Here is a 25681-nt window from a genome sequence, read left to right on the forward strand (position 1 = left end):
GGGGGCTTTTACGGATACCCCCGAACACCCGCAACCCAAAAAACGCAAAAAACAGAACTTTCCAAAAAGAAAAATCACAAATCAAACAATATCAACAACTTACAGCACAACAAAGTCAGCAACACTGACCCAAAATACAAGGACCGCTCAAACCCCGGACCAACCCAATCACACCAAAACCCCGCCAGAAACCACTTACCCACAGACTCAACAAACATATCCACAAAACCAAACCACGGAATCGAAGAAAACAACTGCGACTCGGAAGCAAAACCGCCGCCAGGGAGGGCCGCCTCCCGGACCCCGGGACCAGTTTCTCCGGACTAGGTCCGGCTGGGCGTTCCGGATGATTCCAGATGTTTGGACCGCTTCAGCACTGGCAAGCGCAGGGCCAAGAGAAGCAGGGTCAGCCCGAGGTAGATCAGCGGCTCGATCTGAAACCCTTTCGACAGCATCACAAAGTGCAGGCCCCCTAGCAGCGCAGCCGCATAAGTCAGCCGGTGCAGCCGCGCCCAGGTCCGGCCCAGCGCCCGCACGGACAGGTTATTCGAACTGAGCGCCAGCGGCAGCATCAGGACAAACGCCGCCATGCCGATGGTGATATAGGGCCGTTTCGCAATATCCGCGATGATCTGGCCCAGGATCTGCACATCCAGCACCAGCCAGACCAGCAGGTGGCACAGCACATAGAAGAAGCACAAAAGCCCAATTGCGCGGCGGAACTTCATCAGGTTCAGGCCCGCCAGGCGGCGTAGCGGCGAAACCGCCAGCGTCAGGATCATCAGCTGAAGCGCCATTTCCCCGTATTCATGCTCCAGCGCCTTGATCGGCTCCACTCCCAGCCCGCCGGTGAGCCCCTGGTAAAACAGCCAAGGCGCGGGGAGTGCCCCTAGCAAGTAGACCGCCCAGACAGGCAGGCGGCGGAGAAGGCGGTTTGCGGTGTCCATAAACTCCTCCGGTCAAAAGTTCTCGGCCAGGTCCATGCCTGCGTACAGGGAGGCGACCTCTTTCTCGTACCCGTTATACATCAGTGTCGGCTGGCGCTTGGCAAACAGGCCGCCGCCGATGCGGCGCTCGCTGGCCTGGCTCCAGCGCGGATGCGAGACATTGGGGTTCACATTACTGTAGAAGCCGTACTCGCGCGGGTTGGCCATGTTCCAGCTGGTGGGCGGTTCCTCGTCAGTCAATGTGATCCGCACCACCGACTTGATCGACTTGAAGCCGTATTTCCACGGCACCACCAGCCGCAGCGGCGCGCCGTTCTGGTTTGGCAGCGGCTTACCGAAGATCCCGGTCGCCATGATCGACAGCGGGTGCATCGCCTCATCCAGGCGCAGGCCTTCGCGATAAGGCCATTCCAGCACCTTATAAGCCGTGCCGGGCATCTCCGACGGGCGGTAGAGGGTTTCAAAGGCAACGTACTTGGCCCCCTCCTGCACGCCTGCCATATTCAAGAGGTCGGCCAGCTCAAATCCCCGCCAGGGCACCACCATCGACCAGGCCTCGACACAGCGGAAGCGGTAGATACGCTCCTCCAGCGTCATCTCCCCCAGGATCTGCTCAAGGGAATAGTCGCCCGGGCGATCCACCAGACCGTCGATCTTCACGCTCCACGGCTGAGTGGTCATCCGGCCGGCATAGGCCGCAGGATCACTCTTGCCGGTGCCGAACTCGTAGAAATTGCAGTAGCTGGTCACCTCTTCCCAGGTGTTGGGTTCCAGCCCCTCCGCCGCTTGCGCGCGGCTGCCCAGCGCGGCGGCCAGCCCGGCACCTGCCAGCCCGGCCATGATCCGGCGGCGGTTCCAGAAATCTGCCTCCGGGGTAGCATCGGCAAGGGTCAAGTCATTGGTCCAGCGGCGCGCCATCTGCGTCTCCTGATATTGCGGGTCTCTCCTGAGGTAACGGCCCCGGGCGCAAAACCCAAAACATATCCCGTCACGACTGCGCGAGAGAATTGTAACGTTGGAAGCCCTGCCAGTATCTGCGAAAACCCGGCTGCGGGCGCCCCTGCTGACGCAGATGTGAAGCGGCCCAGCGCCCAATGGCCGGAAAATGCGCTGTGGCAGCACATTTCCCCGCTGCACCCGTTGCACGGTTTCACTATGCTGGCTGGAAATCAAAACCGCTTCGGGCAGACTATGATGAAATCCCTAATTGCACCGCTGATGATGCTTGCCGCCGCCGCCCTGGCAGGCTGCGCCGCCGCACCCACGGCCACCAAGACCGATGTCGAGGCCCTGTCCCTCGCCATCCAGTCCCTGGATCCGCAGGTGGACGCCGGGGAGGCCCGCCGCGCGGCGGAGATCGCTTACAGCCACTCTGCCCGGCTGGCGGAGCAGTATAATGTCACCACCTCGCCGATCATCCACAACACGCTGGTGAACAGCGGCGTCAAGGAACGCGGCATCTGCGTGCATTACGCCGAGGACATGCAGGCGCGCCTCAACCAGGAGAACTTCCAGACGCTATCGATGCTGCGCGCCATTGCCGAGCCGAAGAATGAGTTCCGCATCGACCATTCCACCGCGGTGATCGCGGCCAAGGGCGACGGTATCTACGAGGGCATCGTGCTCGACCCCTGGCGCTATGGCGGCAAGCTTTACTGGTCAGAGACCACCGAAGACCCGCGATACAACTGGGAACCGAGGCTTAAAGTTCTGCGACGGAAGTATGAGCGCAAGATGGCCAAGGAGGCCGGGGCTGGTTAAGCCGTCTTCAGCACAGCTAGAGACCTGCCGCCAAGGCTGCCGCCCGGAACTGGCCAGGCGTCAGCCCGTATTCCTTCTTGAAGGCGCTGATAAAATTGGATGTGCTTTCGTACCCTGCCGCCAGACCAATACTGGTAATCGCATCGTTGGTGCTTTCCAGCATCGTCTTTGCCTGATCCAACCGCCGCTGCTTGCGCCATTTTGCGGGTGACGCGCCGAAGATCCGCCGGAACTCCCGGTTGAAAGTCGGAACTGAGCGCCCGGACAGCGCCGCCAGGTCCGCAGTGCGCAAATCATGATCCAGGTAAGCCCGGGCGACATGAGCAACCGAGCGGTGGTGCTGCGTGCCCAAACTGCCCGCGAGCGTACCGGCCAGCTCGCTGCGGTCATGCAGCAACGCAAGCAGCATGATCAGCTCAACCAGTTTCAGGCGCGCCAGATCGGCATCCACCTGCAAGCTGTCGTAGACCTCCACGATGCCGCTCATGAAGGCTGCCAGGCTTTGACTCGCTGGAACGGTTGCCAGACTTGCCCGTTCAGCTGCCCGCCCGCCGCCCAATCGAGGCAGCACATCGCTGACCAGCGCCGGGGACAGAAAGATCATCATAGCTTCCAGCGGGCCGTCCTGGCTGCGGAAATCGGACTGCAACAGAACGTTAGGCGGAACAATGACAAGTTCGCCCGCCTGGATTTCAGTGCAGGTTCCGGCAGTGTCAAAAAAACGCTCACGCCCCTTCAGCAAGTAGCAAATACAGATTTCGCTGCAGACAAATTCCAAGTCCCGCAGATCTGCGCGCAAAACCTTATGCAACAGCCGGCCATGTCTGCTCGACAGGATTTCCCTGGTAAAGGAAAAGGCCGCCAAAGCCTCAGGGATAACAATCAGCTTGTTCTGTGTGCGGGTCACGCGGCTGCTCCACAGGTTGTTCCGTGCAGGCCGCGGCAAGCAGCTTCTTACACGTGCCGCAAACTAATGAGGGTTTCTGATCCGATTGCAATATCCTTGATCGGATCGCGTTAGCGGCGGCCGGGCACCGCAGGCAAAGAACGGGTCATCCAAAGAGAAAAGGAGACCCCGATGAGCATTTGGGTAACGCTTGAGATGGAAGTGGCAAAGGGAAAGTTCGGCGAACTGGAACTCTTTTTGGCTGAGAGACTGCCAGCGGTGCGCGGCTTTGATGGCGCCTTGTCGGTCACTGTCTATTATGACGAGGAAACGCGCAGCCAGCTCATTGCCGAAGAGTGGCTCTCCAAAGCGCATCACGCCAGCTACATCCAGGCAATTTCCGAAAACGGCGTCATGGCCCAGCTTGTCTCCTTCATGACTGCGCCTCCAAAGGTGCAGTACTTCAAGAGGCTGGTAATCTAATGGCAGGACTCCGCGCCGACATTTCGCGCCGTGATTTCATGGCCAGCACTGTTGCAGCGGCTGCGGCAGTTGGCACGCTTCCATCATTTGCTGCAGCGGCAGCCCCGGCAGATGTGCGTTTCCGTTTCGTGAAACTCAGCAAGTCCAGCACCACAGGGTATCTGCAGGAACTGCGCCGGAACCGGTCGTCCATCAGCCAACTGGTACTGGAAGGTGAGGGCTATTGCCTGGTTCTCGCCGGCGAGCGCTCCCACACCGGCGCGCACCGGCTGGAGCTGTAACGCACCTCTTCGCAAATCAAAGGCCCGCCATCTCTGGCGGGCCTTTCTCAATCTCTACCTCTCAATGCACCACGGCATCATCGGGCTTGGGCCGGTCCGACGTCCCCAGCCGGTCGCCGATGATCAGCCCGTCGCTGCCGGCCGAGACCGGAACGGTATCGCCGTCCTTGATCTCTCCCGCCAGCAGGGCCTCTGCCAGCGGATTCTGCAGCGCGCGCTGGATCACCCGCTTCAGCGGCCGAGCGCCGAACACCGGGTCATAGCCCTCATCCGCCAGCCATGTCTTGGCCGCCTCGTCCAACTCCAGCGCAATCTTGCGCCCTGCCAGGCGTTTCAGCAGACGTGTCAGCTGGATCTCGACAATGCCGTCCATGTCACCCCGTGCCAGACGGTCAAAGATGATAGTCTCATCCAGACGGTTCAGGAACTCAGGCCGAAAGTGCGCCCGCACCGCGTCCATCACATCGCGCCGCGCGTCAGACGCATCGGCGCCCTCCGGCAGCTGGCTCAGAGCTTGCGCGCCAAGGTTGGAGGTCAGCACGATCAGCGTCTGCTTGAAGTCAACGGTGCGGCCCTGGCCGTCGGTCAGCACGCCGTCATCCAGCACCTGCAGCAGCACGTTGAACACATCCGGATGCGCCTTTTCGACCTCGTCGAACAGCACCACCTGATAGGGGCGGCGGCGCACGGCCTCGGTCAGCACCCCGCCCTCGTCATAGCCGACATAGCCCGGAGGCGCGCCAATCAGGCGGGCCACCGAATGCTTCTCCATGAACTCCGACATGTCGATCCGCACCATCGCGTGCTCATCGTCGAACAGGAAACCCGCTACTGCCTTGGTGAGCTCTGTCTTGCCAACGCCGGTCGGCCCAAGGAACAGGAAGGAGCCCAGCGGCCGGTTCTCGTCATTCAGACCTGCCCGCGCCCGGCGCACCGCATTGGCCACCGCAGTCACAGCCGCGTTCTGGCCGATCACCCGGCGGTGCAGCTCATCTTCCATGCGCAGCAGCTTTTCGCGCTCCCCCTCCAGCATCTTGGAGGTCGGAATGCCGGTCCAGCGTTCGACAACAGCGGCGATCTGCTCAGGCCGCACGGCCTCCTCGACCATCAGCCCCTGCTCTTCCTTTTTCTCGGCATCCGCCAGCTGCTTCTCCAGCCCCGGAATGACGCCATAAGACAGCTCACCCGCCTTGGCGAGATTGCCCTCCCGCTTGGCGATATCCAGTTCCGCGCGGGCCCGGTCCAGCTGCTCCTTCAGGTCGCGGGCGGAGGCCAGCTTGTCCCGCTCCGATTGCCACTGGGCGGTCATCTCGGCGGACTGCTCCTGCAGCTCAGCAAGTTCCTTCTGCAGCTTTTCCAACCGGTCCCTGGAGGCGGCATCGTCTTCCAGCTTCAGCGCCTCTTCCTCGATCTGCATCTGCAGGATCTGCCGGTCGAGCGCATCCAGCTCCTCCGGCTTCGAATCCACCTGCATCCGCAGGCGGCTGGCGGCCTCATCCATCAGGTCGATTGCCTTGTCCGGCAGGAAGCGGTCGGTGATATAGCGGTTCGACAGCGTTGCCGCCGCCACCAGTGCCGCATCGGCAATGCGCACGCCGTGGTGCAGCTCATACTTCTCCTTGATGCCCCGCAGGATCGATACGGTGTCCTCCACCGTCGGCTCCGTCACCATCACCGGCTGGAACCGGCGGGCCAGCGCCGCGTCCTTCTCCACATACTTGCGGTACTCATCCAGCGTTGTCGCACCAACGCAATGCAGCTCCCCGCGTGCCAGGGCCGGCTTGATCAGATTGGCCGCATCCATCGCACCGTCGGACTTACCGGCGCCGACCAGCGTGTGCATTTCGTCGATGAACAGGATGATTTCGCCCGCGGCCTCAGTCACCTCAGTCAGCACCGCCTTCAGGCGCTCTTCAAACTCGCCGCGGTATTTGGCGCCAGCAATCAGCGCGCCCATGTCCAGTGACAGCAGTTTCTTGTCCCGCAAGCTCTCCGGCACATCGCCATTGATGATGCGCAGCGCCATGCCCTCGGCAATCGCGGTCTTACCCACGCCCGGCTCACCGATCAGGACGGGATTGTTCTTGGTCCGGCGCGACAGCACCTGCATCGAGCGGCGGATTTCCTCATCGCGGCCAATGATCGGATCGATCTTGCCTTCACGCGCCGCCTCGGTCAGGTCGCGGGCGTATTTCTTCAGCGCGTCATAACCTTCTTCAGCCGTGGCTGAGTCAGCGGTGCGCCCCTTGCGAATGTCGTTGATCGCTTCGTTCAGCTTCTGCGCGGAAACTGCGCCGGCCTCCAAGGCATCCTTGGCCTTGGACTTCACCATGCACAGCGCCATCAGCAGCCGCTCGACCGGCACAAAGCTGTCGCCTGCCTTCTCGGCAATCTTTGCGGCCTCATCCAGCACCTTGGCGGTCTGCCCGTCCAGATAGATCTGGGCCGCATCACCGCTCACCTTGGGCTGTTTGGCAACAGCGGCCTCTACTGCCTCGACGACACGCGACGGCACCCCGCCCGCACGGGAGATCAGGTTGCTTGCCAGCCCCTGATCGTCATCCATCAAAGCTTTCAGAATATGCTCAGGCACCAGCCGCTGGTGCCCCTCGCGCATCGCAATGGTCTGCGCTGCCTGCACGAATCCCCGTGCACGCTCCGTGAACTTGTTCAAGTCCATCTTGCTCTCCTTTTTCAAGCGCCCTGTTCTTGGCAGCGCCCGCTAGGCGGCACGCCCCGGTCCGGGCCTCAAGGTTCAATTTGGGAAGCGATCCCGCCGCTTCAACCCATATTCACCGGAAAAGGTGAGCAAATCCCTGACCTGCGTCAACTTTGCGCCCCTGCAGCGGGCCGGTTGCAACCGCGCCGCGCGCCAGCGCGGCGCCCTGCCCTAAACTGTAATCTGTCCCGCCGGGGCAGCTTCAGTTGCGGGAGGGCCCCGCTGAGCCTTGCCCAACTGCAGCCCCTTGCGTATGAAACGCCAGTTTCACGCCGAACCTGCCACAAAGGACCCCGCCATGACCCAAGCCCCGCGCGCCGACGACCGCCTGATTGTTGCCATGGATGTCCCCGATGCACTGGCAGGCCTCAAGCTCGCCGAACAGCTGGGCGATGCGGTCTCCTTCTACAAGATCGGCCTCGGCATGCTCACCGGCGGTGGCCTCGCATTGGCCAATGAGCTGAAGCAGGAGCACGGCAAGCGCATCTTCCTCGACATGAAACTCTTTGACATCGGCGCCACCGTGGAAAGCGCGGTGCGCGGCCTTGCTCAGTTTGACCTCGACTTCCTCACCGTGCATGGCGACCCCTATGTGGTGCGCGCCGCCAAGGAAGGCGCGGCCGGCAAGGACCTCAAGATTCTCGCCGTGACCATCCTGACTTCACTCGACCGCCAGGATCTGGACGGCGCACTGATCAAGGACGGCGCGGTGCAGGATCTGGTGCTGGAACGCGCCGGCAATGCCTTTGCCGCGGGCGCCGACGGCGTCATTGCCAGCCCGCAGGAGGCGGCGCTGATCCGCGCTCTGCCCGAGGCTGAAGGCAAGCTGATCGTCACCCCGGGCGTGCGCCCTGCCGGTGCTGACCTGGGCGACCAGAAGCGCGTCGCCACCCCGGCCAGCGCCATTGCAGACGGCGCTGACCATATCGTGGTCGGCCGCCCGATCTGGAAAGCCGACAGCCCCCGTGCCGCGGCCGAGGCCATCCTGGCAGAGCTGGCAGGCGTAAAAGCATAGCAACCCATGCCGCTTCCGGCACAGGCAGCAACGGCTGTATTGCCCTGCCGCAAGTTCTTTCCGCGTCCGCCTGCCTAAAAATTAGGCAGAAAGAAAAATGCGCGGCAGGTGCACCATTTTTTGAGCAGGCACGGCGCTGCCTGCCAGTGACGTAACGTCAAGCCGCTCATTTCGCTGACGAAACCCGCACCCAAGGCAATTTCTGCGCCAAATCGTCCTGTGCCTAAAAAAGCACACCCGCAAAACCCGCAGCCACTGCCAAGCCCCGCAAACTTTGCGAAACAGCGCCATGTGAGAGATTCTCATCTTGAGACACTCCCCAGACGGGCTTTTCTTCCTGAGACCCGTCACCTTTCCCCCCGCATACCTGCGGGGGATCTTTCTTTTCAGCCCCCAGTCACACAGGCCGCGCCGCAAGATATTCACGCAGCCGGTCCGCAAAGTGGGGCACTGCCAACGGGTGCGCGCAATAGGCTTCCGGCGCCATCAGCGCCCAGCCCTGGCCTTCGTTTCCGAACCGGACTGCGCTGACGGTCTCGGCGGGCAAATGCGCGGCAAAGAACCAGACCCGCCCGTGCGGCCGCTGGTAGGCCTTTGACCAGATCAGCAACTCCGGCCTCAAGACCAGCCCGACCTCTTCACGCGTCTCGCGCAGCGCGCAGGCCGCCGGGCTCTCATCCGCCTCACGCCCGCCGCCCGGCAGGTCCCAATGTCCCGGATAGGGGATTTCCGGCTTGTCATCGCGCTGGATGACCAGCAGATCCTGCCCCAGAAACACCGCCAGCTTTGCGCCGGCAAAATCTTCGCCTGCTGTTGTCATGATCTGTCACTTGGCCACCCGCCACGCTAAAGACAAGGCCTTCACCGCAAGTTAGACTTGTCCATCCACGACCACAGCCCACCGTACCAATGCACGCCCTTTGCCGAGACTGCCTCAGCCAGATCGCCCCCGCCCGGCGCTGCCCCCATTGCGGCAGCCCGCGGATCAAGGCGCATGAAGAACTGTTGTCGCTCACCATCGCCCATATGGATTGCGATGCCTTCTACGCCAGCGTCGAGAAACGCGACAATCCTGAGCTGGCAACAAAGCCGGTGATCATCGGCGGCGGCAAACGCGGCGTGGTCTCCACCGCCTGCTATGTCGCCCGCATCCGGGGGGTGCGGTCTGCCATGCCGATGTTCCAGGCCCTGAAACTCTGCCCCGATGGTGTGGTGATCAAGCCGCGGATGAATGTCTACGTCGAGGTCAGCCGCGAAATCCGCAAGATGATGAATGAGCTGACCCCGGACGTGGAGCCCCTGTCGCTGGATGAGGCCTTCATGGACCTCACCGGCACCGAAAAGCTGCATGGCGCACCGCCCGCAGTGATGCTAGCCCGGCTGGTCAAGCGGATGAAGGATGAGCTGGGCGTCACCGGCTCCATCGGCCTGTCCCACAACAAGTTCCTGGCCAAGGTTGCCTCCGATCTCGATAAGCCGCGCGGGTTTTCGGTGATCGGCAAGGCAGAGACGGCGGACTTTCTGAGTGAAAAACCGGTGCGGCTGATCTGGGGCATCGGCCCGGCTGCGCAGGAAAGCCTGGACAAGGCCGGCATCCGCACCTTCTCCGACCTGTTGCGCTGGGACCGCGAGGCACTGCACGTCCGCTTCGGTTCAATGGGCGACCGGCTCTGGCACCTGGCCCGCGGCCAGGACCGGCGCCGGGTCTCCGCGCATGAACCGGTCAAGTCGATCTCCAATGAAACCACCTTCTTTGAGGACACCGCTTGCCTGGAGGTGCTCGACGGCCACCTGTGGCGGCTAGCGGAGAAGGTCTCCGACAGGGCCAAGGCGCGGGAACTGGCGGGGCGGGTGGTGACGCTCAAGCTGAAGCGCGCCAACCATTCGGCATTGACCCGGCGTGTCACCCTGCGCAGCCCGACCCAGATCGCCGACCGCATCTACCGCACCGCCCGCGGCCTGCTGGATCAGGTCGGCGACGAAGGCCCCTACCGCCTCTTGGGCTGCGGGATATCGGACCTGGTTCCCGAATCGCATGCCGATGAAACCGGCGATCTCCTGGACCCGAATGCAGGCAAACGGGCAGAAGCCGAACGCGCCACCGACGCCATCCGCAGAAGATTCGGGGACAGCGCGATCCTGAAGGGCCGCGCCCTGCGCTGAATATGCAGCCGTTGGCTATTCCGCAGCCAGCGGCAGTTCCTCCCGCCCGATGGCTGCGATTTCCGCCACCACCTGGCGCAACAGCGTCTGCAGCGCATCAAAATCCGCATTGGGGCGGATGTTGGCCTCGTCCATATACAGCGCCCGGTCGATCTCGATTTGTACCGCATGCTGACGCCGCGACGGGCGGCCATAGGTTTGGGCAATATAGGCACCGGCAAAGGGCGTGTTGCGTGCCACCCGCAAACCGGCGGCGGCAAAGGCCGCCTCGATCCGGTCCACAACGCCGCCATCCGCAGCCGCCCCGAAGCGGTCGCCCAGCACGATCTCGGGTTTGCCCGCACCGCGCGGGGCCATCGCGTCGACGGCTTCATGCGGCATCGAATGGCAATCCACCAGAATCGCCTGCCCGAATTGCGCGTGCGCCTGATCCAGCAGCCCTTTCAGCGCCTGATGGTAGGGATGCCAGCATGTCCGGATCCGCCGCTCTGCCTCCGCCAAAGGCAGCTTGCCGCTGTAGATCGACCGGCCATTGGCCACCACACGCGGGATCACCCCAAGACCAGAGGCCACCCGCGGATTCTGGCCGCGCTTCTGCACCCCTTCAATCACCGCCGGGTCCAATTCATCCGGCGAACGGTTCAGGTCCAGATAGGCCCTTGGCTTCAGGGCCCGAAGCAGCGGCGCCCCAAACTCCGGCGCTGCCCGGAACAGCTGGTCCACAAAGGCATCTTCTGAGCTGCGGATCTCTTTCCGCCCCAGAATCGACTGTGCCAGAAAGGAATCGGAATACTCCGCGCCGCTGTGCGGAGAGGCAAAAACCACTGCCGAGGCCAGTTTCTGCGGGGAAATCACGGAAAACGCTGTATCAGGCATCCTTGCTCCGGTGCTTCTTGTGCAAGAAACAGCATATCGCGGAAATTTCTGCGGTCAAAAGCTCTTGCGCACGCCGGCGACTCTATTTATAGACCCCCTCACCGGCGCGGCACCCCGCGCCCCTTTCACTTCTAAGGGGCAGGAACGCAGCGCAGGCCAGAGTGGGCGATTAGCTCAGCGGTAGAGCACTTCGTTGACATCGAAGGGGTCACAAGTTCGATCCTTGTATCGCCCACCATTCAATTCACTGCTTCGGCTCCGGCCCAAGCACCCGCTAACCCAGGCGCTGGTTCGCGCCGCAGACAAGGAGAGAGACCATGAAGGTCAAGAACTCGCTCCGTTCGCTGAAGAACCGGCACCGCGATTGCCGGGTTGTGCGCCGTAAAGGCCGCGTGTACGTGATCAACAAGACCCAGCGCAAGTTCAAAGCGCGCCAGGGCTAAGATCCGCCACAGCGACATGCAGAAAACCGCATCATCCGATGCGGTTTTTTTGCGTTTGGGGGGTCAGTTCGGACAAGCGCTGTAAAGACAGCGCGCGTTCAGAGCCTGGCAAGGCAACAGCTGATTGCGACTTTCTGACTGTTTCAGTCGGAAATTCATTGCATCTCCCGTCAGATGCTTTAATCGACTCTTTCAGTCGGAAAACTGATCTAACCAAGAACGGGACATCCAATGCTGAAAGCCACAACCGTACTGGCCGGCGCGCTGAGCGCCGCCGTTGCCACCGCCGCTGCTGCCGAAGGCGAGCTGAACATCTACTCCTCGCGCCATTACGACACCGACGAGCAGCTGTATTCGGACTTCGAAGAGGCCACCGGCATCACCATCAACCGCATCGAGGGCAACGCCGATGAGCTGATCGCCCGGATGAACGCCGAGGGCGAAAACTCCCCAGCTGATATCCTGATTACCGTCGACACCTCGCGCCTGACCCGCGCCAAGGAGGCCGGTGTCCTGCAAAGCATCGACAGCGACGTGCTGGAGGCCCGGGTTCCGGCCTACCTTCAGGATGAGGACAACCAATGGTTCGGCTTCAGCCAGCGCGCCCGCATCATCTTCTTCGACAAGGACGGTGTGGCCAACCCGCCGCAGACCTACCTGGATCTGGCAGATCCCGCCTACAAGGGCCAGGTTTGCATCCGCTCGTCCAAGAACACCTATAACCAGACTCTGCTGGCTTCCATTGTCACCCACCACGGTGCCGAAAAGGCACGTGAATGGGCCGAAGGCGTGGTCGCCAACATGGCCCGCGATCCGCAAGGCGGCGACACTGACCAGATCCGCGGCCTGGTCTCCGGTGAATGCGGTATCGCCGTTGCCAACAGCTATTACTTCGCCCGCTCGATCCGTAAGGAGGTCAAGGGCGTGTCGGAAAACCGCGATCAGATCGGCTGGCTGTTCCCCTCTCAGAACACCGAAGGCGCGCATATGAACCTTTCGGGCGGCGGCGTGGCCGTGCACGCTCCGAACAAGGAAAACGCGATCAAGTTCCTGGAGTATCTCTCCGGCGATTCCGCCCAGGCGTATTTCTCCGCCGGCAATGACGAATACCCGGCCGTGTCCGGCGTCGGCCTGGCCCCCTCGATTGCGGCGCTTGGCCACTTCAAGCCGGATGACGTGAACCTGTCCGAGGTTGCCAAGAACCTGCCCGAGGCACAGAAGATCTTCAACGACGTCGGCTGGAAGTAAGTCCTGGCCGGAAAAGCGGATTCAGCATGGCGCGGGGCCTCTCCGCGCCATTTTCTTAATCCGCTCCTCCCCAAGCCGTCCGGCTTCCAGGCACCCCATTGGCCGGAGCCAGCTGTTCCGCGGGGCCAGGCCGCGCCCATTCAGCTTTCACTAGACCCGGCACCACATCGCGCCTATAGCTGCCTGCGCATTGAAAAATGTCGTTTTGGGAGGAATCATGCGGTTGAACGGACGTCTCACCCTAAAGGGTCAGAGCGCATGAACAGGCTGCCGGTCACAATCATCAGCGGCTATCTGGGCGCTGGCAAGACCACCCTGATCAACCGCCTCCTGGCAGAAGACCACGGGCTGAAACTGGCGGTGATCGTCAACGATTTCGGCGCCGTCAACATTGATGACGCGCTGATCCGGGAAACCGATGGCGGCAAGATTGCCCTGACCAACGGCTGCGTTTGCTGCACCATGGGCGATGACCTTGCGCTGGCCCTGCGCGAGGTGCTGAACCGCCCTGAGCGCCCGGACCACCTGGTGATCGAGGCCAGCGGCATCTCCGACCCGGTTGCCATCGCCAATTCGGTCCTGAATGAATCCGGCCTCAGCTACGGCGGCATTGTCTCCCTGGTGGATGCAGAAAATGCCGCAACCCTGCTGAATGACCCGCTGCTTGCACCGCAGGCAGAACAACAGATCCGCGCCGCAGACCTGGTGATTGCCACCAAATGCGACGGGATCGGTGATCCGCTCGCTGCGCTGCTCGACAAGGCCGGCGCCCGCACCCCTACGGTGCTGAACGGCTCACCCGTGGCAGAGCTGCTGTTCGACGTGGTGCCGCTGCCCAAGGGCCGCGCGGTTGCGGCGCATCCGGCCTACACCACCTGGCAGCACCGCAGCGGCACCGTTCTGGACCGCCGCGCCCTTGGTGACAAACTGGCAGAACGCCCTGCCGGGCTTTACCGGATGAAGGGCTTTGTACTGACCAGCGGCGGTGCCTATGAGCTGCATGTGGTGGGCCGCCATGTTGAAGCGAAACGCTGCGAGGCGGAGGAAACGCTCCTGGTCGGCCTTGGCCCGGCCAACCGGGTTTCCCGCGAAGAAATAGAGGCGTGGTGGGTGGCATAGACCGCCCCAAGCCGCCGCACTCTACCGCCGCCGCCCCACCTGGCGGCAGATCAGGATCACCGGCAGCAGCCCCACCGCCATGATCACCAGAGACGGCACAGCGGCGCCTTCCAGCCGTTCGTCCGCCGCCAGCCTGTGCGCCTGCACCGCCAGCGTGTCGAAATTGAAGGGCCGCATGATCAATGTCGCGGGCAGCTCCTTCATGACATCGACAAAGACAATCAGCAGCGCTGTCAGCAGGCTGGGCGTCAAGATCGGCAGATGCACGCGGCGCAGCATCCCCATCGGTCCCTGCCCCAGCGACCGCGCAGCCGCATCCATGTTGGAATGCATCGTCGCCTGCCCGCCCTCATAGGCGCCAAGCGCCGCCGCCATGAACCGCACGCCATAGGCCGCAACCAGCAGCCAGATCGAACCGGTGACCAGCAGGCCAGTGCGGATGCCGAAGGCTTCGCGCATCCAGCCATCCAGCGCGTTGTCAAACGCCGCAAAGGGTACGATCAGCCCCACCGCAATCACCCCGCCCGGCACCGCATAACCCAGCCGCGCGAAATAGGCCGCGGCAGCAGACACCCGGCCGGGCCGCAGCCGCTGGTAAAAGCCGAGGCACACCGCCGCCGCCACGGTCAGCACTGCCGCCGCCGTGGCCAAAGTGATCGAATTGGTGGTGAAATCGATGTAGCGGCGGCTGAACAAGTTCTGTTCGGAGTCAAAGCTCATCGCAAACAGCACCGCCACCGGCAGCAGAAAACCCAGCACCACCGGCACCGCGCAGAAGAACACGGCCACCGCCGCCTTGATCCCGCTCAGCTCTGCCGGCGGCATCTGGTTGTGGTGCTTGCCCGCGTGGTGGTATTTCGCCCGCCCGCGCGTCGCCCGCTCCACCACCGCAAGCGTCAGCGCGAACCCCAGCAGGCACAGCGCCAGCTGCGCCGCTCCACCGCGGTCGCCCAGCGAGAACCAGCTGGTATAGATGCCGGTGGCAAAGGTCTGCACCCCGAAGTAGCTAACCGTGCCAAAGTCCGCGATGGTCTCCATCACCGCCAACAAAACGCCCGAGGCAATGGCCGGCCGCGCCATCGGAAGGCTGACCAGCCAAAACGCCTGCCAGGAGTTCTTGCCAAGCGCGCGTGCCGCCAGGAAGGCGCCTGCGCTTTGCTGCATGAAGGCGGCCCGCGCCAGCAGATAAACATAGGGGTACAGCACCAGCACCAGCATCGCCGCCGCCCCGCCAGTGGAACGGATCTCCGGGAACCAGTAGTCCCGCGGCCCCCAGCCCGTCACCTCGCGCAAGGCGGATTGCACGATGCCGGGGTGATCCAGGATGTGGGTATAGGCATAAGCCAGCACATAGGCTGGAAAGGCCAGCGGCAGCACCAGCGCCACCTCCAACAGCCGGACACCGGGGAACCGCGTCATCGTCACCAGCCAGGCCGCCCCGGTTCCGATGGCAAAGGTTCCCAGCCCCACCAGAGCCACCAGGGCCAGCGTCGTCAGCGAGTACCCCGGCAACACGGTCTCAGCCAGATGGCGGATGGTTTCCGTGCCGCCAAAGGCCGCCGCCAGCGCCACCGCCACCATCGGCAGCAGGCAGGACAGCGCCACAGCCCAGGCCAGCACGGCAAAGACCCCGCCCCCGGTCCTGCCGCCGCGGCGGCGCCCGTGCGGCGCGTATTCTATGGGATCATTGGCAGCGGTCATGTGCGGCAGTCTGGGTCCAGCTGATAGGTCTCACCGCCCTATTTCGACTATTCCAGTCAGAAATTCCAGCCGAAAGCGCGGCACGGACCGGCCCTTCCAAAACAGCAAACGGGCGCCGGATAAAGGCGCCCGCATCAACTGCTTCCATGACGGTCTCAGTCGTAGGTCCGCTGATCCTCGATCACCAGACCGTCCTTGGGCAGCGCATCCGGCGCCACCACCTCGACCTTGCCCTTGAGCTTCAGCACCTCGGCCACTGACCGGGCAAAGGCCGCCTCATCACCGCCCTTGGCTTCGATCTGCACAGTCATCGCATCCATCTCGCCATCGCGGCTGGCAATCACCCGCGCCTTGACGATCTCGTCATGCTTCTCAACCAGCGCCGCCACCTGCTCCGGGCGCACAAACATGCCCTTGATCTTGGTGGTCTGATCGGCGCGTCCCATCCAGCCCTTGATCCGCATGTTGGTGCGGCCGCAGGGCGAGACACCCGGCATAACCGCCGACAGATCACCAGTGGCAAAGCGGATTAGCGGGTAATCGGGATTGAGCGTTGTCACCACAACCTCGCCGACCTCACCCGCCGCCACCGGGTTACCGGTGCCGGGGGTGACGATCTCGACGATCACATGCTCGTCGACAATCATCCCCTCCATCGCCGGGCTTTCATAGGCGATATTGCCCAGATCGGCTGTGGCATAGCACTGCAGGCAGGAAATTCCGCGGTCGGCATATTCCTGGCGCAAGCTGGGGAACAGTGCGCCGCCGCCCACCGCGGCCTTGGAGAACATCAGCTCCACACCCATCGCATCGGCCTTGTCCAGGATCACTTTCAGGTAATCCGGTGTCCCGGCGTAAGCGGTGGCACCCACATCATGCGCCGCCGTCACCTGCAGTTCGGTCTGGCCGGTGCCAGCCGGCAGCACCGCTGCGCCAACCGCTCGTGCCCCGTTTTCAAAGATCATGCCTGCAGGCGTCAGATGATAGCCAAAGCAGTTCTGCACAACATCGCCTTGGCCGATGCCAGCAGCATTCAGGAACCGCCCCATCCGCCACCAGTCGCCGTCCACCCCGCCCGGCTCATAAATCGGGCCCGGGCTCTGGAAGATATGGGCAAAGCCGGTTGCAGGCTTCACCGTGAAGCCGCCAAAAGGCGGATGCGCGGCTTGGGCGCGGCTCAGCTCGGATTTTCGCAGCACCGGCAATGAAGCCAGCGCTCCTGCCGAGGTCACCGCAGCCGGGTCCACCCCGTCCAGCAGGCTGGCGTAGCCGGGGGCGGACTTGGCGCGGGCGATCTGCTCCGGCAGCGCCTGGGCCAGGCCGGCGGCGCGCTCGTCTTCGCTGCGGGTTTCAAGCGTATCAAAAAAGCTCATCACTTCGTCTCCCCGCATCAGCTCAGCCACCTCTTGCGGCGGCGGTAGGACCGCACGTCGCGGAAGCTCTTGCGCCCTTCATCCGACATGCCGAGATAGAATTCCTTCACATCCGGGTTCTCCCGCAGCTCCGCCGCGGGGCCGTCCATCACCACCCGGCCCGATTCCAGGATGTAGCCGTAATGGGCATAGCGCAGGGCAACGTTGGTGTTCTGCTCGGCCAGCAGGAAAGTCACGCCCTCCTGCTCGTTGATCGATTTCACGATCTCGAAAATCTGCTCCACCAGCTGCGGCGCCAGGCCCATCGACGGCTCGTCCAGCAGGATCGTCTCCGGCCGCGACATCAGCGCCCGGCCCATCGCCACCATCTGCTGCTCGCCGCCGGAGGTATAACCAGCTTGCGACTTGCGGCGCTCCTTCAGGCGCGGGAAATAGTGATAGACCATCTCCAGGTCTTTCTGAATGTCGGCACCGCTGTCGCGGCGGGTATAGGCGCCGGTCAGCAGGTTTTCCTCCACCGTCAGGTGCTCAAAGCAGTGGCGGCCCTCCATCACCTGGATCACGCCCTTTTTCACCAGCTCCGCCGGGTCCTGCTCATGAACATGCGCGCCGCGGTACTTGATCGAACCCTTGGTGACCTCACCGCGTTCCGAATGCAGCAGGTTCGAGATTGCCTTGAGCGTCGTGGTTTTACCGGCCCCGTTGCCGCCCAGCAGCGCCGTGATGCCGCCCTTTGGCACATTCAGGCTCACGCCCTTCAAAACGAGGATCACGTGATTGTAGATCACCTCGATATTGTTGACCTCCAGCAGGGTCTCGGCCTGCACCTCGGCGGTGTTCGCTGCATCCAGCATCAAAGCGTATCCTCATGCCTGTCCCGGTTCTTGTCCGGGACCCTGTTTGCGTGGCGCGGCGGCTCCCCGCCGCACCGTTTGTTCCCGGCCCCGCCAAGGCAGGGCCGGAGAGAGCCCTTAGCTGCAGCCGGGCTCGATGTTGTTCTCAGACGCGTAGGCGGCAGAGTCTTCTTCGATCAGCTTGCCGATCACTTCGGTGTCGGACGGTTTGAAGTCCGAGATCAGCGACCAGGTCTTGCTCTCCGCATCCCACTGGGTCACGCCCACCAGGCCGGGGCCGCCGTGGTTCTCGCAGGAGACGTTGAAGCTCGGGCCGAAGTTCGGCATCCCCAGCGCTTCCATCTTGGCCTCATCGATCACCAGCGCTTCCATGCCGTCGCGCATCATCGCAGCGGTGATGTCCGCAGTGCCGTGGATCTCCTGAGCGGTCTTGGCGGCCTCTGCTGCCAGCATCGCCGCGTACATGCCGCGGTTATACAGCACGTTGCCCACCTGATCGCCGGCGCCCGCGGCCTTGCCCGCATCAACGACGTACTTCTGGATGTCGTCAAACACCGGGAAGTCGCGGCCCACGTTATGGAAGGTTACAGCCTTGTAACCGTCGGCCTTGTCACCTGCCGGCATCACGTCATGCTCGGCACCGGACCACCAAACGCCGATGAAGTTCTCCATCGGGAAGCGGATGTTGGCGGCTTCCTGGATCGCCACCTGGTTCATCACGCCCCAGCCCCACATCACGACGTTGTCGGGACGGTCACGGCGGATCTGCAGCCACTGCGATTTCTGCTCCTGGCCGGGATGGTCGACCGGCAGAGCAATCAGCTCAAAGCCGTGCTTCTTGGACAGTTCTTCCAGGGTGCGGATCGGCTCCTTGCCATAGGCGGAATTGTGGTAGATCAGCGCAATCTTCTTGCCGCTGATGTCGCCGCCATTGGATTCCAGCAGGTAGTTCACCACGCCCGAGGCGCCGTTCCAGTAGTTGGCCGGGTAGTTGAACACATGGCTGAACACTTCACCGTTGGCAGCCGAGGTCCGGCCATAGCCCATGGTGTGCAGCGGGATGTTGTCCGCGGTCACTTTGGGGATCAGCTGATAGGTGATGCCGGTGGACAGCGGCTGATAGATCAGCGCGCCCTGGCCCTTGGTCGATTCATAGCATTCAACACCCTTCTCGGTGTTATAACCGGTCTCGCATTCGATCACCTTGGCCTTAACGCCGCCGATGCCGCCATCGCGCTCGTTCAGCAGGGTGAAATAGTCGTTGTAGCCGTCCGAGAACGGGATGCCGCCCGCCGCATAAGGCCCGGTCCGGTAGCTGAGGTCCGGGAACACCAGGTCCGCCATTGCCGGACCGGCTGCCATCGCGGCGCCCAGCGCCAGTGTGGTCAGTGTCTTTTTCATCGGCTTAAATCCTCCCTTTGGTCTTATCCGATGGTTTCCAAAAACGGGGGTGGTCTTACTTTTCTCCCCGCCAGCTCTCGAGGCCGCCCGCATCAGTGCGGGAAAGGCCACAGTCTCAGTTTTTCCTTGGCGACGCGCCACAGCTGCGCCATGCCGTGCGGTTCCGCGATCAGGAAGACGATGATCAGCGCCCCCACGATCACCAGCTGGAAATGCGCCACGATATCGGTGGGCCAGTTCAGAAGATCGACGCCAACCACCTTGAGGATCACCGGCAGCAGCACCAGGAAAGCCGCACCTGCGAAGGATCCGAAGATCGACCCCAGCCCGCCCAGGATCACCATGAACAGCACCAGGAACGATTTCTGGATGCCGAAGGCCTCGCCAACTTCGACCGCGCCCAGGTACACCGCAAAGAACAGCGCGCCGGAAATCCCGATGAAGAAGCCGGAGACCGCAAAGGCCGTCAGTTTCGCTTTCAGCGGGTTTACCCCGATGATCTCGGCAGCGATGTCCATGTCGCGGATCGCCATCCAGGTCCGGCCCACGGTGCCGCGGGTCAGGTTGCGGGCAATCAGTGCGCAGACGGCCAGGAAGATCAGGCAGAACAGATAGGTGGCCCAGGCCGGCGCGTTGGGGCCGGTGATGATGATGCCGAAGGTATCACGCTCCGGCGCGTTGATCTGGCCCGAGGCGGAATAGTTGTAGAACCACGGCACCCGGTTGAACAGCCACACCAGGAAGAACTGCGCCGCCAGCGTCGCCACCGCCAGGTAGAAGCCCTTGATGCGCAGGGACGGCAGGCCGAACAGCACACAGACAAACGCGGTGATGCCGCCCGCCAGGATCACATGAATGAACATGCTGACCTCCGGGAAGGCGGTCATCAGCTTGTAGCAGGCATAAGCACCCACTGCCATGAACCCGCCGGTGCCGAGGCTGACCTGCCCGCAGTAGCCGACCAGGATGTTCAGCCCGATGGCTGCAATCGAATAGATCAGGAAGGGCAGCAGGATCGCATTGGCCCAGTAGTCATTGATCAGGAAGGGGATAAGGCCGAACGCAACCGCCAGCACGACATAGTACCGGTAACGGTCGAACTTGATCGGAAACGTCTGGCTGTCATCGGCATAGGAGACTTTGAAATCCCCGGCTTCACGGTAGAACATGTCTCAGATGCTCCCTTTCTTTTGCGCGTTGGCACTGTTGCCTGCGCGGATACTGTTGTTGGTTGCTGCGGCGCTCATTCGATTTGCCCCCACTGGGCCTGCGCCGCGTCGCGCTGATCGCGCGTCATCCTGTTCGACGGTTTGGCATAGCCGCTGCGTTCGCTGCCGCGCACCAGCCGCAAATAGGCGATGATCCCTGTGATCAGCCCGGCGGAGGCCAAGAGCGCCGCCGTCACCACCTGGGTTTCGCTGTAGCTTTCCGCGGTCAGCGCCAGGTAGCCGAAGGCCCAGAAACCGGCCCAGGCAATGACGTTGATCACGGCGATCAGCTTGGTCATGCCGCACCCCCGGCATTAACCACTTTGTCAGATTTCCGGGCTTGGACATATTTTGCCCACTTCTTTGTGGAACCCTGCGCTTGGGTAGAGTGAGTGGAACCAATGACCGTGATTTTAGAGGAAATCCGGCGGCTGGAGGCCGCGCGGAAGAAGGGCGACATATCCGAGGCCGAATTTGCCAAGGCCAAGGGCCGGCTGCTGGAAACGGTGGAGGATGCAACCGTGCTGCCGCCCTTTGAGTTTGAACCGCCGCGGCGGCAGGCTTCCAAAGCAGCGCCCGGCCCGTGGGGTACCGTGATGATCGGGCTGCTGATGGCCGGGCTGCTGACCTTTGTGGCCGGGCAGCTGATCGGCAACATCACCATCGCCTTTACTCTGGTCGCCACGGTCTGCGCCGCCATCGTTGTCGCCGCCTTCCGCCGGCTCGAGGGCTGAGCGTGCCGGGAGCAGATCATATGAGTCTCAGACCCGTTCAATGATCTTCTCCCCGAACAGACCCTGCGGACGGAACACCAGGAACAGCAGCGCCAGCACATAGGCAAACCAGTTCTCGGTCGCGCCACCCACCAGCGGGCCGACCGCGAATTCGAACAGCTTCTCGCCCACACCGATGATCAGGCCGCCAACGATGGCGCCGGGGATCGAGGTGAAGCCGCCCAGCATCAGAACCGGCAGCGCCTTCAGCGCGATCAGCGACAGCGAGAACTGCACGCCGGACTTGGTGCCCCAGACGATGCCCGCAACCAGCGCCACGAACCCGGCAACCGACCACACCAGTACCCAGATGAAGTTCAGCGAAATGCCAACCGACAGCGCTGCCTGGTGGTCATCCGCCACCGCGCGCATTGCCCGGCCCTGCTTGGTGTACTGGCTGAAGGCCACCAGACCCGCCACCAGCAGCGCTGCAATCACCGTCGCCACGATATCCAGATTGTCGATAAAGAAGCCGTAGCCGAAGATGTTGAAGGTGGTCTCGTCGATCCACAGGTTGATGCCCTGCGGCAGGCCGACGTCCAGCGTCTTGATCTCAGAACCCCACATCAGGTCGGCGACGCCTTCCAGGAAATAGGCCAGACCGATGGTGGCCATGAACAGGATGATCGGCTCCTGCCCGACCAGATGCTTCATCACCAGCACCTGCACCAGCCAGGCCAGCAGCACCATCACCGCGACCGTCAGCGCGATTGCCACGACGCCCGGAACATTCCATCCGAAGTGGGTGACATGGCCGCCAAAGACCGCGTTGATCAGATGCGAGAACGGCACCTGACCCTGCATGATCCCCACCAGCGTCATCGCCGCAAACAGCGCCAGAACGCCTTGGGCATAGTTGAAGATGCCGGAGGCCTTGTAGATCAGGACAAACCCCAGCGCGACCAGCGCATAGAGAACGCCCGCCATCAGGCCATTGAGCGTCACTTCCATCGCAAAGACGAGTTGTTCGGGCATTAGAGGCTCTCCTCGGAATTCTGCACTGCGGCGGTGCACAAGGGGTGCACAGGGGGTGTACGGATGTCACCCTGCCGGGGCCGGGTGTTGCTGCGGTGCAACTCAGTCATGGCTGACCCCCAGGTAGGCGTCGATCACATCCTGATTGTTGCGCACCTCATCCGGGGTGCCGTCGCCGATTTTCTTGCCGTAATCCATCACCACGACCCGGTCGCTGAGGTCCATCACAACGCCCATGTCGTGCTCAATCAGCGCAATGGTGGTGCCGAACTCGTCGTTCACATCCAGGATGAAGCGGGACATGTCCTCCTTCTCCTCGACGTTCATGCCGGCCATCGGTTCGTCCAGCAGCAAAAGCTTTGGTTCCGCCGCCAGCGCCCGCGCCAGTTCGACCCGTTTCTTCAGGCCATAGGGCAGCCGCGCAACAGGGGTCTTGCGGATGTGCTGGATCTCCAGAAAGTCGATGATCCGCTCCACCACTTCGCGGTTCTCGGTCTCTTCGGCCTCGGCCTTCCCCTTCCACAGGGCCTGCGAAAACAGGCCTGTTTTCATATAGTTGAGGCGCCCGGTCATGACGTTGTCCAGGACGCTCATGCCCTCGAACAGCGCGATGTTCTGGAAGGTGCGGGCAATGCCCTGTCGGGCGACCTCATAGGGGCGCATCGGCGGGCGCTTCTTGCCGTGGAACAGCACTTCGCCTTCCTGCGGCACATAGAAGCCGGAGATCACATTCAGCATCGACGACTTGCCGGCACCGTTCGGGCCGATGATCGCGCGGATTTCGCCCTCGCGGATGTCAAAGGAGATGTCCTGGATCGCCACCACACCGCCAAAGCGCAGGGTGATGTTCTTCATTTCCATCACCACACCGCCGATGGTGCGGCCGTCGTCGGTCACATAGCTTAAGGAATTGTCAAGCATAACAACGGCCTCCATATTTCTGCCGCATAGAAATTTTAAGATTTCCGTGCGATACTTGTTTAAAACGAGCAGCAAGGAGATCGACGTTATGTTCGGCGAACTTGAGCATTCCTGCCTTCTGAAGATGGCACTTGAATGCAAGCAGATGGGCCTCAGCCAATCCGAAAGCCTGGCCTCCATCATGGAGCAGACTCACGGGTTCAGCTCCCCCTTCAAGATTCAGCAGGTGGTCAACACGGCCTACAATCCCGGCCTCAACCCCGACCTGATCTGAGGGCGGCCCGGCCTGCCCGGCACGGGGCGGGAAATTATCCGGTGAAACGTGCATCATTCTGCGGCCACCTTGTGAACCGCTCCCGGTTTCACCTCCGCGTCGACAATGGTCAGCGTCGCCTTGATGGAGCCCTTGCGGCCGTCCTCATAGGTCACTTCCGTCACTGTCGAGACCTGTTCGGAGCCGTCATAGAGAGCGGTGATGATATCGTCGAATTTCTCCTCCACGATGCGGCGGCGCACCTTACGGGTGCGGGTCATTTCACCGTCATCGGCATCCAGTTCCTTGTGCAGCACCACAAAGCGGTGCACCTGACAGCCCGACAGCATCGGATCCTCTGCCACTGATTTGTTCACCTCAGTCACATGCGAGCGGATGGACTCGAGAACCTGCGGATGGCCTGCCAGTTCCTGGTAGGAAGCATAGGCAATGTTGTTGCGTTCCGCCCAGTTGCCGACCGCCGTCAGGTCGATGTTGATGAAAGCTACGCAGCGGTCGCGGCCATTGCCGAACAGCACCGCTTCCAGGATATCCGGGTAGAATTTCAGCTTGTTTTCCACATACTTGGGCGCAAACATGCTGCCGTCGGCCATCTTGCCCACGTCCTTGGCGCGGTCGATGATCCGCAGGTGGCCCGAGCCCTCTTCGAAGAAGCCCGCATCGCCGGTCGCAACCCAGCCCTCTGCATCCTTGGTTGAGGCAGTGGACTCCGGGTTGTTGAAGTATTCGACAAAGGTTCCGGGCGAGCGGTAGTGGATCTCGCCGCTGTCATCGATCTTGATCTCGACCTCCGGCGCCGGCACGCCAACGGTATCAGCCCGCACTTCGCCATCAGGCTGAACAGTGATGAAAACGGTGGCCTCGGTCTGGCCGTACAGCTGTTTCAGGTTGATGCCCAGAGAACGGTAGAAATCAAAGATCTCCGGCCCGATCGCCTCGCCGGCGGTGTAGCCCACGCGGATGCGGCCATAGCCCAGCGTATCCTTCAGCGGGCCATAGACCAGCACATTGCCCAGCGCGTATTTCAGGCGGTCCATCAGGCCCACAGGGCGGCCATCCAGGATGTCGCCGCCAACCTTCTTTGCGTGCGCCAGGAAATGGTGGAACATCTTGCGCTTCAGGGCGCCTGCGTCCTCCATCCGGATCATCACGTTGGTCAGCTGGCCCTCAAACACCCGCGGCGGTGCAAAGAAATAAGTCGGCCCGATCTCGCGCAGGTCGGTCATCATGGTGTCCTGGCTTTCCGGGCAGTTCACGCAGAAACCGCACCAGTAGGCCTGGCCGATCGAGAAGATGAAGTCGCCCACCCAGGCCATCGGCAGGTAGGACAGGATGTTCTCGCCTTGGGTCAGATGGTCGAACTCGGCAGAGTTCTTGGCGCTTTGAACCACGTTGCGGTTCGACAGCACCACACCCTTGGGCTTGCCGGTGGTGCCGGAGGTATACAGCATTACACAGGTGCTGTCGTAGTCCAGCTTGGTCTGGCGCTTGTTCAACTCGCCAATCAGCTCATCATGAGCCGCCCGGCCCTGATCCTGGATGTGGCTGAACTGGTGCAGCTGGGTGTGGTCGTATTTTCGCATGCCGCGCGGATCGAGGTAGATCATATGCTCGAATTGATGCAGCTGATCCTGGATCTCGATCACCTTGTCGGCCTGCTCCTGATCTCCAACGATCACGAAGCGCGCGCCGCAGTGACCCAGCACATAGGCCATCTCCTCGGCGACCGCGTCCTGATAGAGCGGCACCGGCACAGCGCCCACCGCCTGAGCGGCAACCATCGACCAGTAGAGATAGGGACGGTTGCGCCCGATGATGGCGACAAAGTCGCCTTCCTTCACGCCAAGGTTGATGAGACCCAGCGCCAGCGCCTCGATTTCCTTTGCCGTCTCGGACCAGGTCCAGCATTGCCAGATGCCGAATTCCTTTTCCCGGTAGGCCGGCGCGTTTGCGAATTGCGCCGCATTGCGTTGAAGCAGCGCCGGCAGGGATTGCATACCCTGGGCGCCCGTCTGCATCTGAGCCAACTTTCTCTCCTCCCTTTCCGGCGTTACTGCCGGACTGGCCGCTGCCCGCGGCTCTGGCCCCGATTAGGGACAGCGGTAGAGTAGCGCGTCAACTTTTTCCTGATGTTTTCCCAAATCTTACGAATTGTAACAGCCTAAATACCTTTGTTTTTAAGACTGTTACGCCGGCCGATCACACCCCTCTCAGGCCAAACCTTACGCTGGATATTAACCAGCCAAGCGCATTCGCGCGG

General features: G+C 62.3%; 25 protein-coding genes and 1 tRNA gene. 11 read left to right on the forward strand and 15 right to left on the reverse strand.

Going from position 1 to position 25681, the window contains the following annotated elements:
* Positions 1 to 323 precede the first annotated feature (323 nt).
* Both msrQ and msrP read right to left on the reverse strand, forming a co-directional pair.
* The gene (gene msrQ, locus RA26_RS13230; RefSeq protein WP_039184280.1) at positions 324 to 947 is read right to left on the reverse strand and encodes a protein-methionine-sulfoxide reductase heme-binding subunit MsrQ; all 624 of its coding nucleotides are present in this window, start codon (positions 945 to 947) and stop codon (positions 324 to 326) included.
* Between the two features lie 12 nt (positions 948 to 959).
* Positions 960 to 1865, reverse strand: a complete 906-nt coding sequence (msrP, locus tag RA26_RS13235; protein WP_039184282.1) for a protein-methionine-sulfoxide reductase catalytic subunit MsrP — start codon at positions 1863 to 1865, stop codon at positions 960 to 962.
* A 276-nt stretch (positions 1866 to 2141) separates the two neighbouring features.
* Between msrP and RA26_RS13240 the strand changes: the two genes are divergently transcribed.
* Entirely contained in the window at positions 2142 to 2708 is a 567-nt protein-coding gene (locus RA26_RS13240) for a hypothetical protein (protein ID WP_039184623.1), read from the forward strand.
* Between the two features lie 16 nt (positions 2709 to 2724).
* Here the strand turns inward: RA26_RS13240 and RA26_RS13245 are convergent, their stop codons facing one another.
* Positions 2725 to 3615 (reverse strand): AraC family transcriptional regulator, encoded by an 891-nt coding sequence (locus tag RA26_RS13245; protein ID WP_039184283.1) that lies wholly within the window; start codon positions 3613 to 3615, stop codon positions 2725 to 2727.
* 171 nt (positions 3616 to 3786) lie between these two features.
* Between RA26_RS13245 and RA26_RS13250 the strand changes: the two genes are divergently transcribed.
* Positions 3787 to 4077: an antibiotic biosynthesis monooxygenase gene (locus tag RA26_RS13250; protein WP_039184284.1), complete on the forward strand. Its 291-nt coding sequence runs from the start codon at positions 3787 to 3789 to the stop codon at positions 4075 to 4077.
* A complete protein-coding gene (locus RA26_RS13255; RefSeq protein WP_039184285.1) occupies positions 4077 to 4358 on the forward strand; it encodes a twin-arginine translocation signal domain-containing protein in 282 nt (93 codons plus the stop codon). The genes RA26_RS13250 and RA26_RS13255 overlap by 1 nt, the downstream gene beginning before the upstream one ends.
* Before the next feature lie 61 nt (positions 4359 to 4419).
* On the opposite strand, the gene clpB is transcribed toward RA26_RS13255, so the two are convergent.
* Positions 4420 to 7038: an ATP-dependent chaperone ClpB gene (clpB, locus tag RA26_RS13260; protein WP_039184286.1), complete on the reverse strand. Its 2619-nt coding sequence runs from the start codon at positions 7036 to 7038 to the stop codon at positions 4420 to 4422.
* Between the two features lie 337 nt (positions 7039 to 7375).
* Between clpB and pyrF the strand changes: the two genes are divergently transcribed.
* Entirely contained in the window at positions 7376 to 8092 is a 717-nt protein-coding gene (pyrF, locus tag RA26_RS13265; RefSeq protein ID WP_039184625.1) for an orotidine-5'-phosphate decarboxylase, read from the forward strand.
* 397 nt (positions 8093 to 8489) lie between these two features.
* On the opposite strand, the gene RA26_RS13270 is transcribed toward pyrF, so the two are convergent.
* Positions 8490 to 8912: an NUDIX hydrolase gene (locus tag RA26_RS13270; RefSeq protein WP_039184287.1), complete on the reverse strand. Its 423-nt coding sequence runs from the start codon at positions 8910 to 8912 to the stop codon at positions 8490 to 8492.
* Between the two features lie 89 nt (positions 8913 to 9001).
* Between RA26_RS13270 and RA26_RS13275 the strand changes: the two genes are divergently transcribed.
* Positions 9002 to 10255, forward strand: a complete 1254-nt coding sequence (locus RA26_RS13275; RefSeq protein WP_082015831.1) for a DNA polymerase IV — start codon at positions 9002 to 9004, stop codon at positions 10253 to 10255.
* Positions 10256 to 10270: 15 nt separating this feature from the next.
* On the opposite strand, the gene RA26_RS13280 is transcribed toward RA26_RS13275, so the two are convergent.
* Positions 10271 to 11131, reverse strand: a complete 861-nt coding sequence (locus tag RA26_RS13280) for an N-formylglutamate amidohydrolase (protein ID WP_039184289.1) — start codon at positions 11129 to 11131, stop codon at positions 10271 to 10273.
* A 163-nt stretch (positions 11132 to 11294) separates the two neighbouring features.
* Between RA26_RS13280 and RA26_RS13285 the strand changes: the two genes are divergently transcribed.
* The 4 genes from RA26_RS13285 to RA26_RS13300 all read left to right on the forward strand — a co-directional run bounded on the left by RA26_RS13285 (position 11295) and on the right by RA26_RS13300 (position 13941).
* A tRNA-Val gene (locus RA26_RS13285) sits at positions 11295 to 11369 on the forward strand.
* A gap of 79 nt (positions 11370 to 11448) precedes the next feature.
* Positions 11449 to 11574 (forward strand): type B 50S ribosomal protein L36, encoded by a 126-nt coding sequence (gene ykgO, locus RA26_RS13290; protein ID WP_005648635.1) that lies wholly within the window; start codon positions 11449 to 11451, stop codon positions 11572 to 11574.
* 231 nt (positions 11575 to 11805) lie between these two features.
* On the forward strand, positions 11806 to 12822 hold the full coding sequence (locus tag RA26_RS13295; RefSeq protein WP_039184290.1) for a Fe(3+) ABC transporter substrate-binding protein: 1017 nt from the start codon (positions 11806 to 11808) through the stop codon (positions 12820 to 12822).
* Positions 12823 to 13080: 258 nt separating this feature from the next.
* A complete protein-coding gene (locus tag RA26_RS13300) occupies positions 13081 to 13941 on the forward strand; it encodes a CobW family GTP-binding protein (protein ID WP_039184292.1) in 861 nt (286 codons plus the stop codon).
* Between the two features lie 21 nt (positions 13942 to 13962).
* Here RA26_RS13300 and RA26_RS13305 read toward each other — a convergent pair whose 3' ends face one another.
* The 6 genes from RA26_RS13305 to RA26_RS13330 all read right to left on the reverse strand — a co-directional run bounded on the left by RA26_RS13305 (position 13963) and on the right by RA26_RS13330 (position 20777).
* Positions 13963 to 15642, reverse strand: coding sequence for an ABC transporter permease (locus RA26_RS13305; RefSeq protein WP_039184293.1), 1680 nt, complete (start codon positions 15640 to 15642; stop codon positions 13963 to 13965).
* A 155-nt stretch (positions 15643 to 15797) separates the two neighbouring features.
* Positions 15798 to 17015, reverse strand: coding sequence for a phenylacetate--CoA ligase family protein (locus RA26_RS13310; RefSeq protein WP_039184626.1), 1218 nt, complete (start codon positions 17013 to 17015; stop codon positions 15798 to 15800).
* Positions 17016 to 17032: 17 nt separating this feature from the next.
* Positions 17033 to 17869 (reverse strand): ABC transporter ATP-binding protein, encoded by an 837-nt coding sequence (locus tag RA26_RS13315; RefSeq protein WP_039184294.1) that lies wholly within the window; start codon positions 17867 to 17869, stop codon positions 17033 to 17035.
* 117 nt (positions 17870 to 17986) lie between these two features.
* On the reverse strand, positions 17987 to 19270 hold the full coding sequence (locus tag RA26_RS13320) for an ABC transporter substrate-binding protein (RefSeq protein ID WP_039184295.1): 1284 nt from the start codon (positions 19268 to 19270) through the stop codon (positions 17987 to 17989).
* Between the two features lie 92 nt (positions 19271 to 19362).
* Positions 19363 to 20439, reverse strand: coding sequence for a branched-chain amino acid ABC transporter permease (locus RA26_RS13325; protein WP_039184296.1), 1077 nt, complete (start codon positions 20437 to 20439; stop codon positions 19363 to 19365).
* 74 nt (positions 20440 to 20513) lie between these two features.
* Complete coding sequence (locus tag RA26_RS13330; protein ID WP_039147757.1) at positions 20514 to 20777, reverse strand: hypothetical protein; 264 nt, start codon at positions 20775 to 20777, stop codon at positions 20514 to 20516.
* A 102-nt stretch (positions 20778 to 20879) separates the two neighbouring features.
* Here RA26_RS13330 and RA26_RS13335 point away from each other — a divergent pair, with 102 nt between their 5' ends.
* Complete coding sequence (locus tag RA26_RS13335; RefSeq protein ID WP_039184297.1) at positions 20880 to 21212, forward strand: SHOCT domain-containing protein; 333 nt, start codon at positions 20880 to 20882, stop codon at positions 21210 to 21212.
* A gap of 27 nt (positions 21213 to 21239) precedes the next feature.
* Here RA26_RS13335 and RA26_RS13340 read toward each other — a convergent pair whose 3' ends face one another.
* Both RA26_RS13340 and RA26_RS13345 read right to left on the reverse strand, forming a co-directional pair.
* A complete protein-coding gene (locus tag RA26_RS13340; protein WP_019295096.1) occupies positions 21240 to 22226 on the reverse strand; it encodes a branched-chain amino acid ABC transporter permease in 987 nt (328 codons plus the stop codon).
* 102 nt (positions 22227 to 22328) lie between these two features.
* Positions 22329 to 23147 carry an ABC transporter ATP-binding protein gene (locus RA26_RS13345; RefSeq protein ID WP_029204703.1) on the reverse strand — a complete coding sequence of 273 codons (819 nt, stop codon included), beginning with the start codon at positions 23145 to 23147 and terminating at the stop codon, positions 22329 to 22331.
* A gap of 88 nt (positions 23148 to 23235) precedes the next feature.
* Between RA26_RS13345 and RA26_RS13350 the strand changes: the two genes are divergently transcribed.
* Complete coding sequence (locus tag RA26_RS13350) at positions 23236 to 23421, forward strand: hypothetical protein (RefSeq protein ID WP_019295098.1); 186 nt, start codon at positions 23236 to 23238, stop codon at positions 23419 to 23421.
* Positions 23422 to 23474: 53 nt separating this feature from the next.
* Here the strand turns inward: RA26_RS13350 and RA26_RS13355 are convergent, their stop codons facing one another.
* Complete coding sequence (locus RA26_RS13355) at positions 23475 to 25439, reverse strand: AMP-binding protein (RefSeq protein ID WP_039184298.1); 1965 nt, start codon at positions 25437 to 25439, stop codon at positions 23475 to 23477.
* Between the last annotated feature and the right edge of the window lie 242 nt (positions 25440 to 25681).

The sequence above is a fragment of the Leisingera sp. ANG-M7 genome (genome assembly GCF_000813965.1).
GTDB lineage: Bacteria > Pseudomonadota > Alphaproteobacteria > Rhodobacterales > Rhodobacteraceae > Leisingera.

What these genes read in the sequence shown, in the direction of transcription:
- msrQ (WP_039184280.1), bottom strand. Translation starts at nt 947, where the DNA reads ATGGACACCGCAAACCGCCTTCTCCGCCGCCTGCCTGTCTGGGCGGTC.
- msrP (WP_039184282.1), bottom strand. Translation starts at nt 1,865, where the DNA reads ATGGCGCGCCGCTGGACCAATGACTTGACCCTTGCCGATGCTACCCCG.
- RA26_RS13240 (WP_039184623.1), top strand. Translation starts at nt 2,142, where the DNA reads ATGAAATCCCTAATTGCACCGCTGATGATGCTTGCCGCCGCCGCCCTG.
- RA26_RS13250 (WP_039184284.1), top strand. Translation starts at nt 3,787, where the DNA reads ATGAGCATTTGGGTAACGCTTGAGATGGAAGTGGCAAAGGGAAAGTTC.
- RA26_RS13255 (WP_039184285.1), top strand. Translation starts at nt 4,077, where the DNA reads ATGGCAGGACTCCGCGCCGACATTTCGCGCCGTGATTTCATGGCCAGC.
- clpB (WP_039184286.1), bottom strand. Translation starts at nt 7,038, where the DNA reads ATGGACTTGAACAAGTTCACGGAGCGTGCACGGGGATTCGTGCAGGCA.
- pyrF (WP_039184625.1), top strand. Translation starts at nt 7,376, where the DNA reads ATGACCCAAGCCCCGCGCGCCGACGACCGCCTGATTGTTGCCATGGAT.
- RA26_RS13270 (WP_039184287.1), bottom strand. Translation starts at nt 8,912, where the DNA reads ATGACAACAGCAGGCGAAGATTTTGCCGGCGCAAAGCTGGCGGTGTTT.
- RA26_RS13275 (WP_082015831.1), top strand. Translation starts at nt 9,002, where the DNA reads ATGCACGCCCTTTGCCGAGACTGCCTCAGCCAGATCGCCCCCGCCCGG.
- RA26_RS13280 (WP_039184289.1), bottom strand. Translation starts at nt 11,131, where the DNA reads ATGCCTGATACAGCGTTTTCCGTGATTTCCCCGCAGAAACTGGCCTCG.
- ykgO (WP_005648635.1), top strand. Translation starts at nt 11,449, where the DNA reads ATGAAGGTCAAGAACTCGCTCCGTTCGCTGAAGAACCGGCACCGCGAT.
- RA26_RS13295 (WP_039184290.1), top strand. Translation starts at nt 11,806, where the DNA reads ATGCTGAAAGCCACAACCGTACTGGCCGGCGCGCTGAGCGCCGCCGTT.
- RA26_RS13300 (WP_039184292.1), top strand. Translation starts at nt 13,081, where the DNA reads ATGAACAGGCTGCCGGTCACAATCATCAGCGGCTATCTGGGCGCTGGC.
- RA26_RS13305 (WP_039184293.1), bottom strand. Translation starts at nt 15,642, where the DNA reads ATGACCGCTGCCAATGATCCCATAGAATACGCGCCGCACGGGCGCCGC.
- RA26_RS13310 (WP_039184626.1), bottom strand. Translation starts at nt 17,015, where the DNA reads ATGAGCTTTTTTGATACGCTTGAAACCCGCAGCGAAGACGAGCGCGCC.
- RA26_RS13315 (WP_039184294.1), bottom strand. Translation starts at nt 17,869, where the DNA reads ATGCTGGATGCAGCGAACACCGCCGAGGTGCAGGCCGAGACCCTGCTG.
- RA26_RS13320 (WP_039184295.1), bottom strand. Translation starts at nt 19,270, where the DNA reads ATGAAAAAGACACTGACCACACTGGCGCTGGGCGCCGCGATGGCAGCC.
- RA26_RS13325 (WP_039184296.1), bottom strand. Translation starts at nt 20,439, where the DNA reads ATGTTCTACCGTGAAGCCGGGGATTTCAAAGTCTCCTATGCCGATGAC.
- RA26_RS13330 (WP_039147757.1), bottom strand. Translation starts at nt 20,777, where the DNA reads ATGACCAAGCTGATCGCCGTGATCAACGTCATTGCCTGGGCCGGTTTC.
- RA26_RS13335 (WP_039184297.1), top strand. Translation starts at nt 20,880, where the DNA reads ATGACCGTGATTTTAGAGGAAATCCGGCGGCTGGAGGCCGCGCGGAAG.
- RA26_RS13340 (WP_019295096.1), bottom strand. Translation starts at nt 22,226, where the DNA reads ATGCCCGAACAACTCGTCTTTGCGATGGAAGTGACGCTCAATGGCCTG.
- RA26_RS13345 (WP_029204703.1), bottom strand. Translation starts at nt 23,147, where the DNA reads ATGCTTGACAATTCCTTAAGCTATGTGACCGACGACGGCCGCACCATC.
- RA26_RS13350 (WP_019295098.1), top strand. Translation starts at nt 23,236, where the DNA reads ATGTTCGGCGAACTTGAGCATTCCTGCCTTCTGAAGATGGCACTTGAA.
- RA26_RS13355 (WP_039184298.1), bottom strand. Translation starts at nt 25,439, where the DNA reads ATGCAGACGGGCGCCCAGGGTATGCAATCCCTGCCGGCGCTGCTTCAA.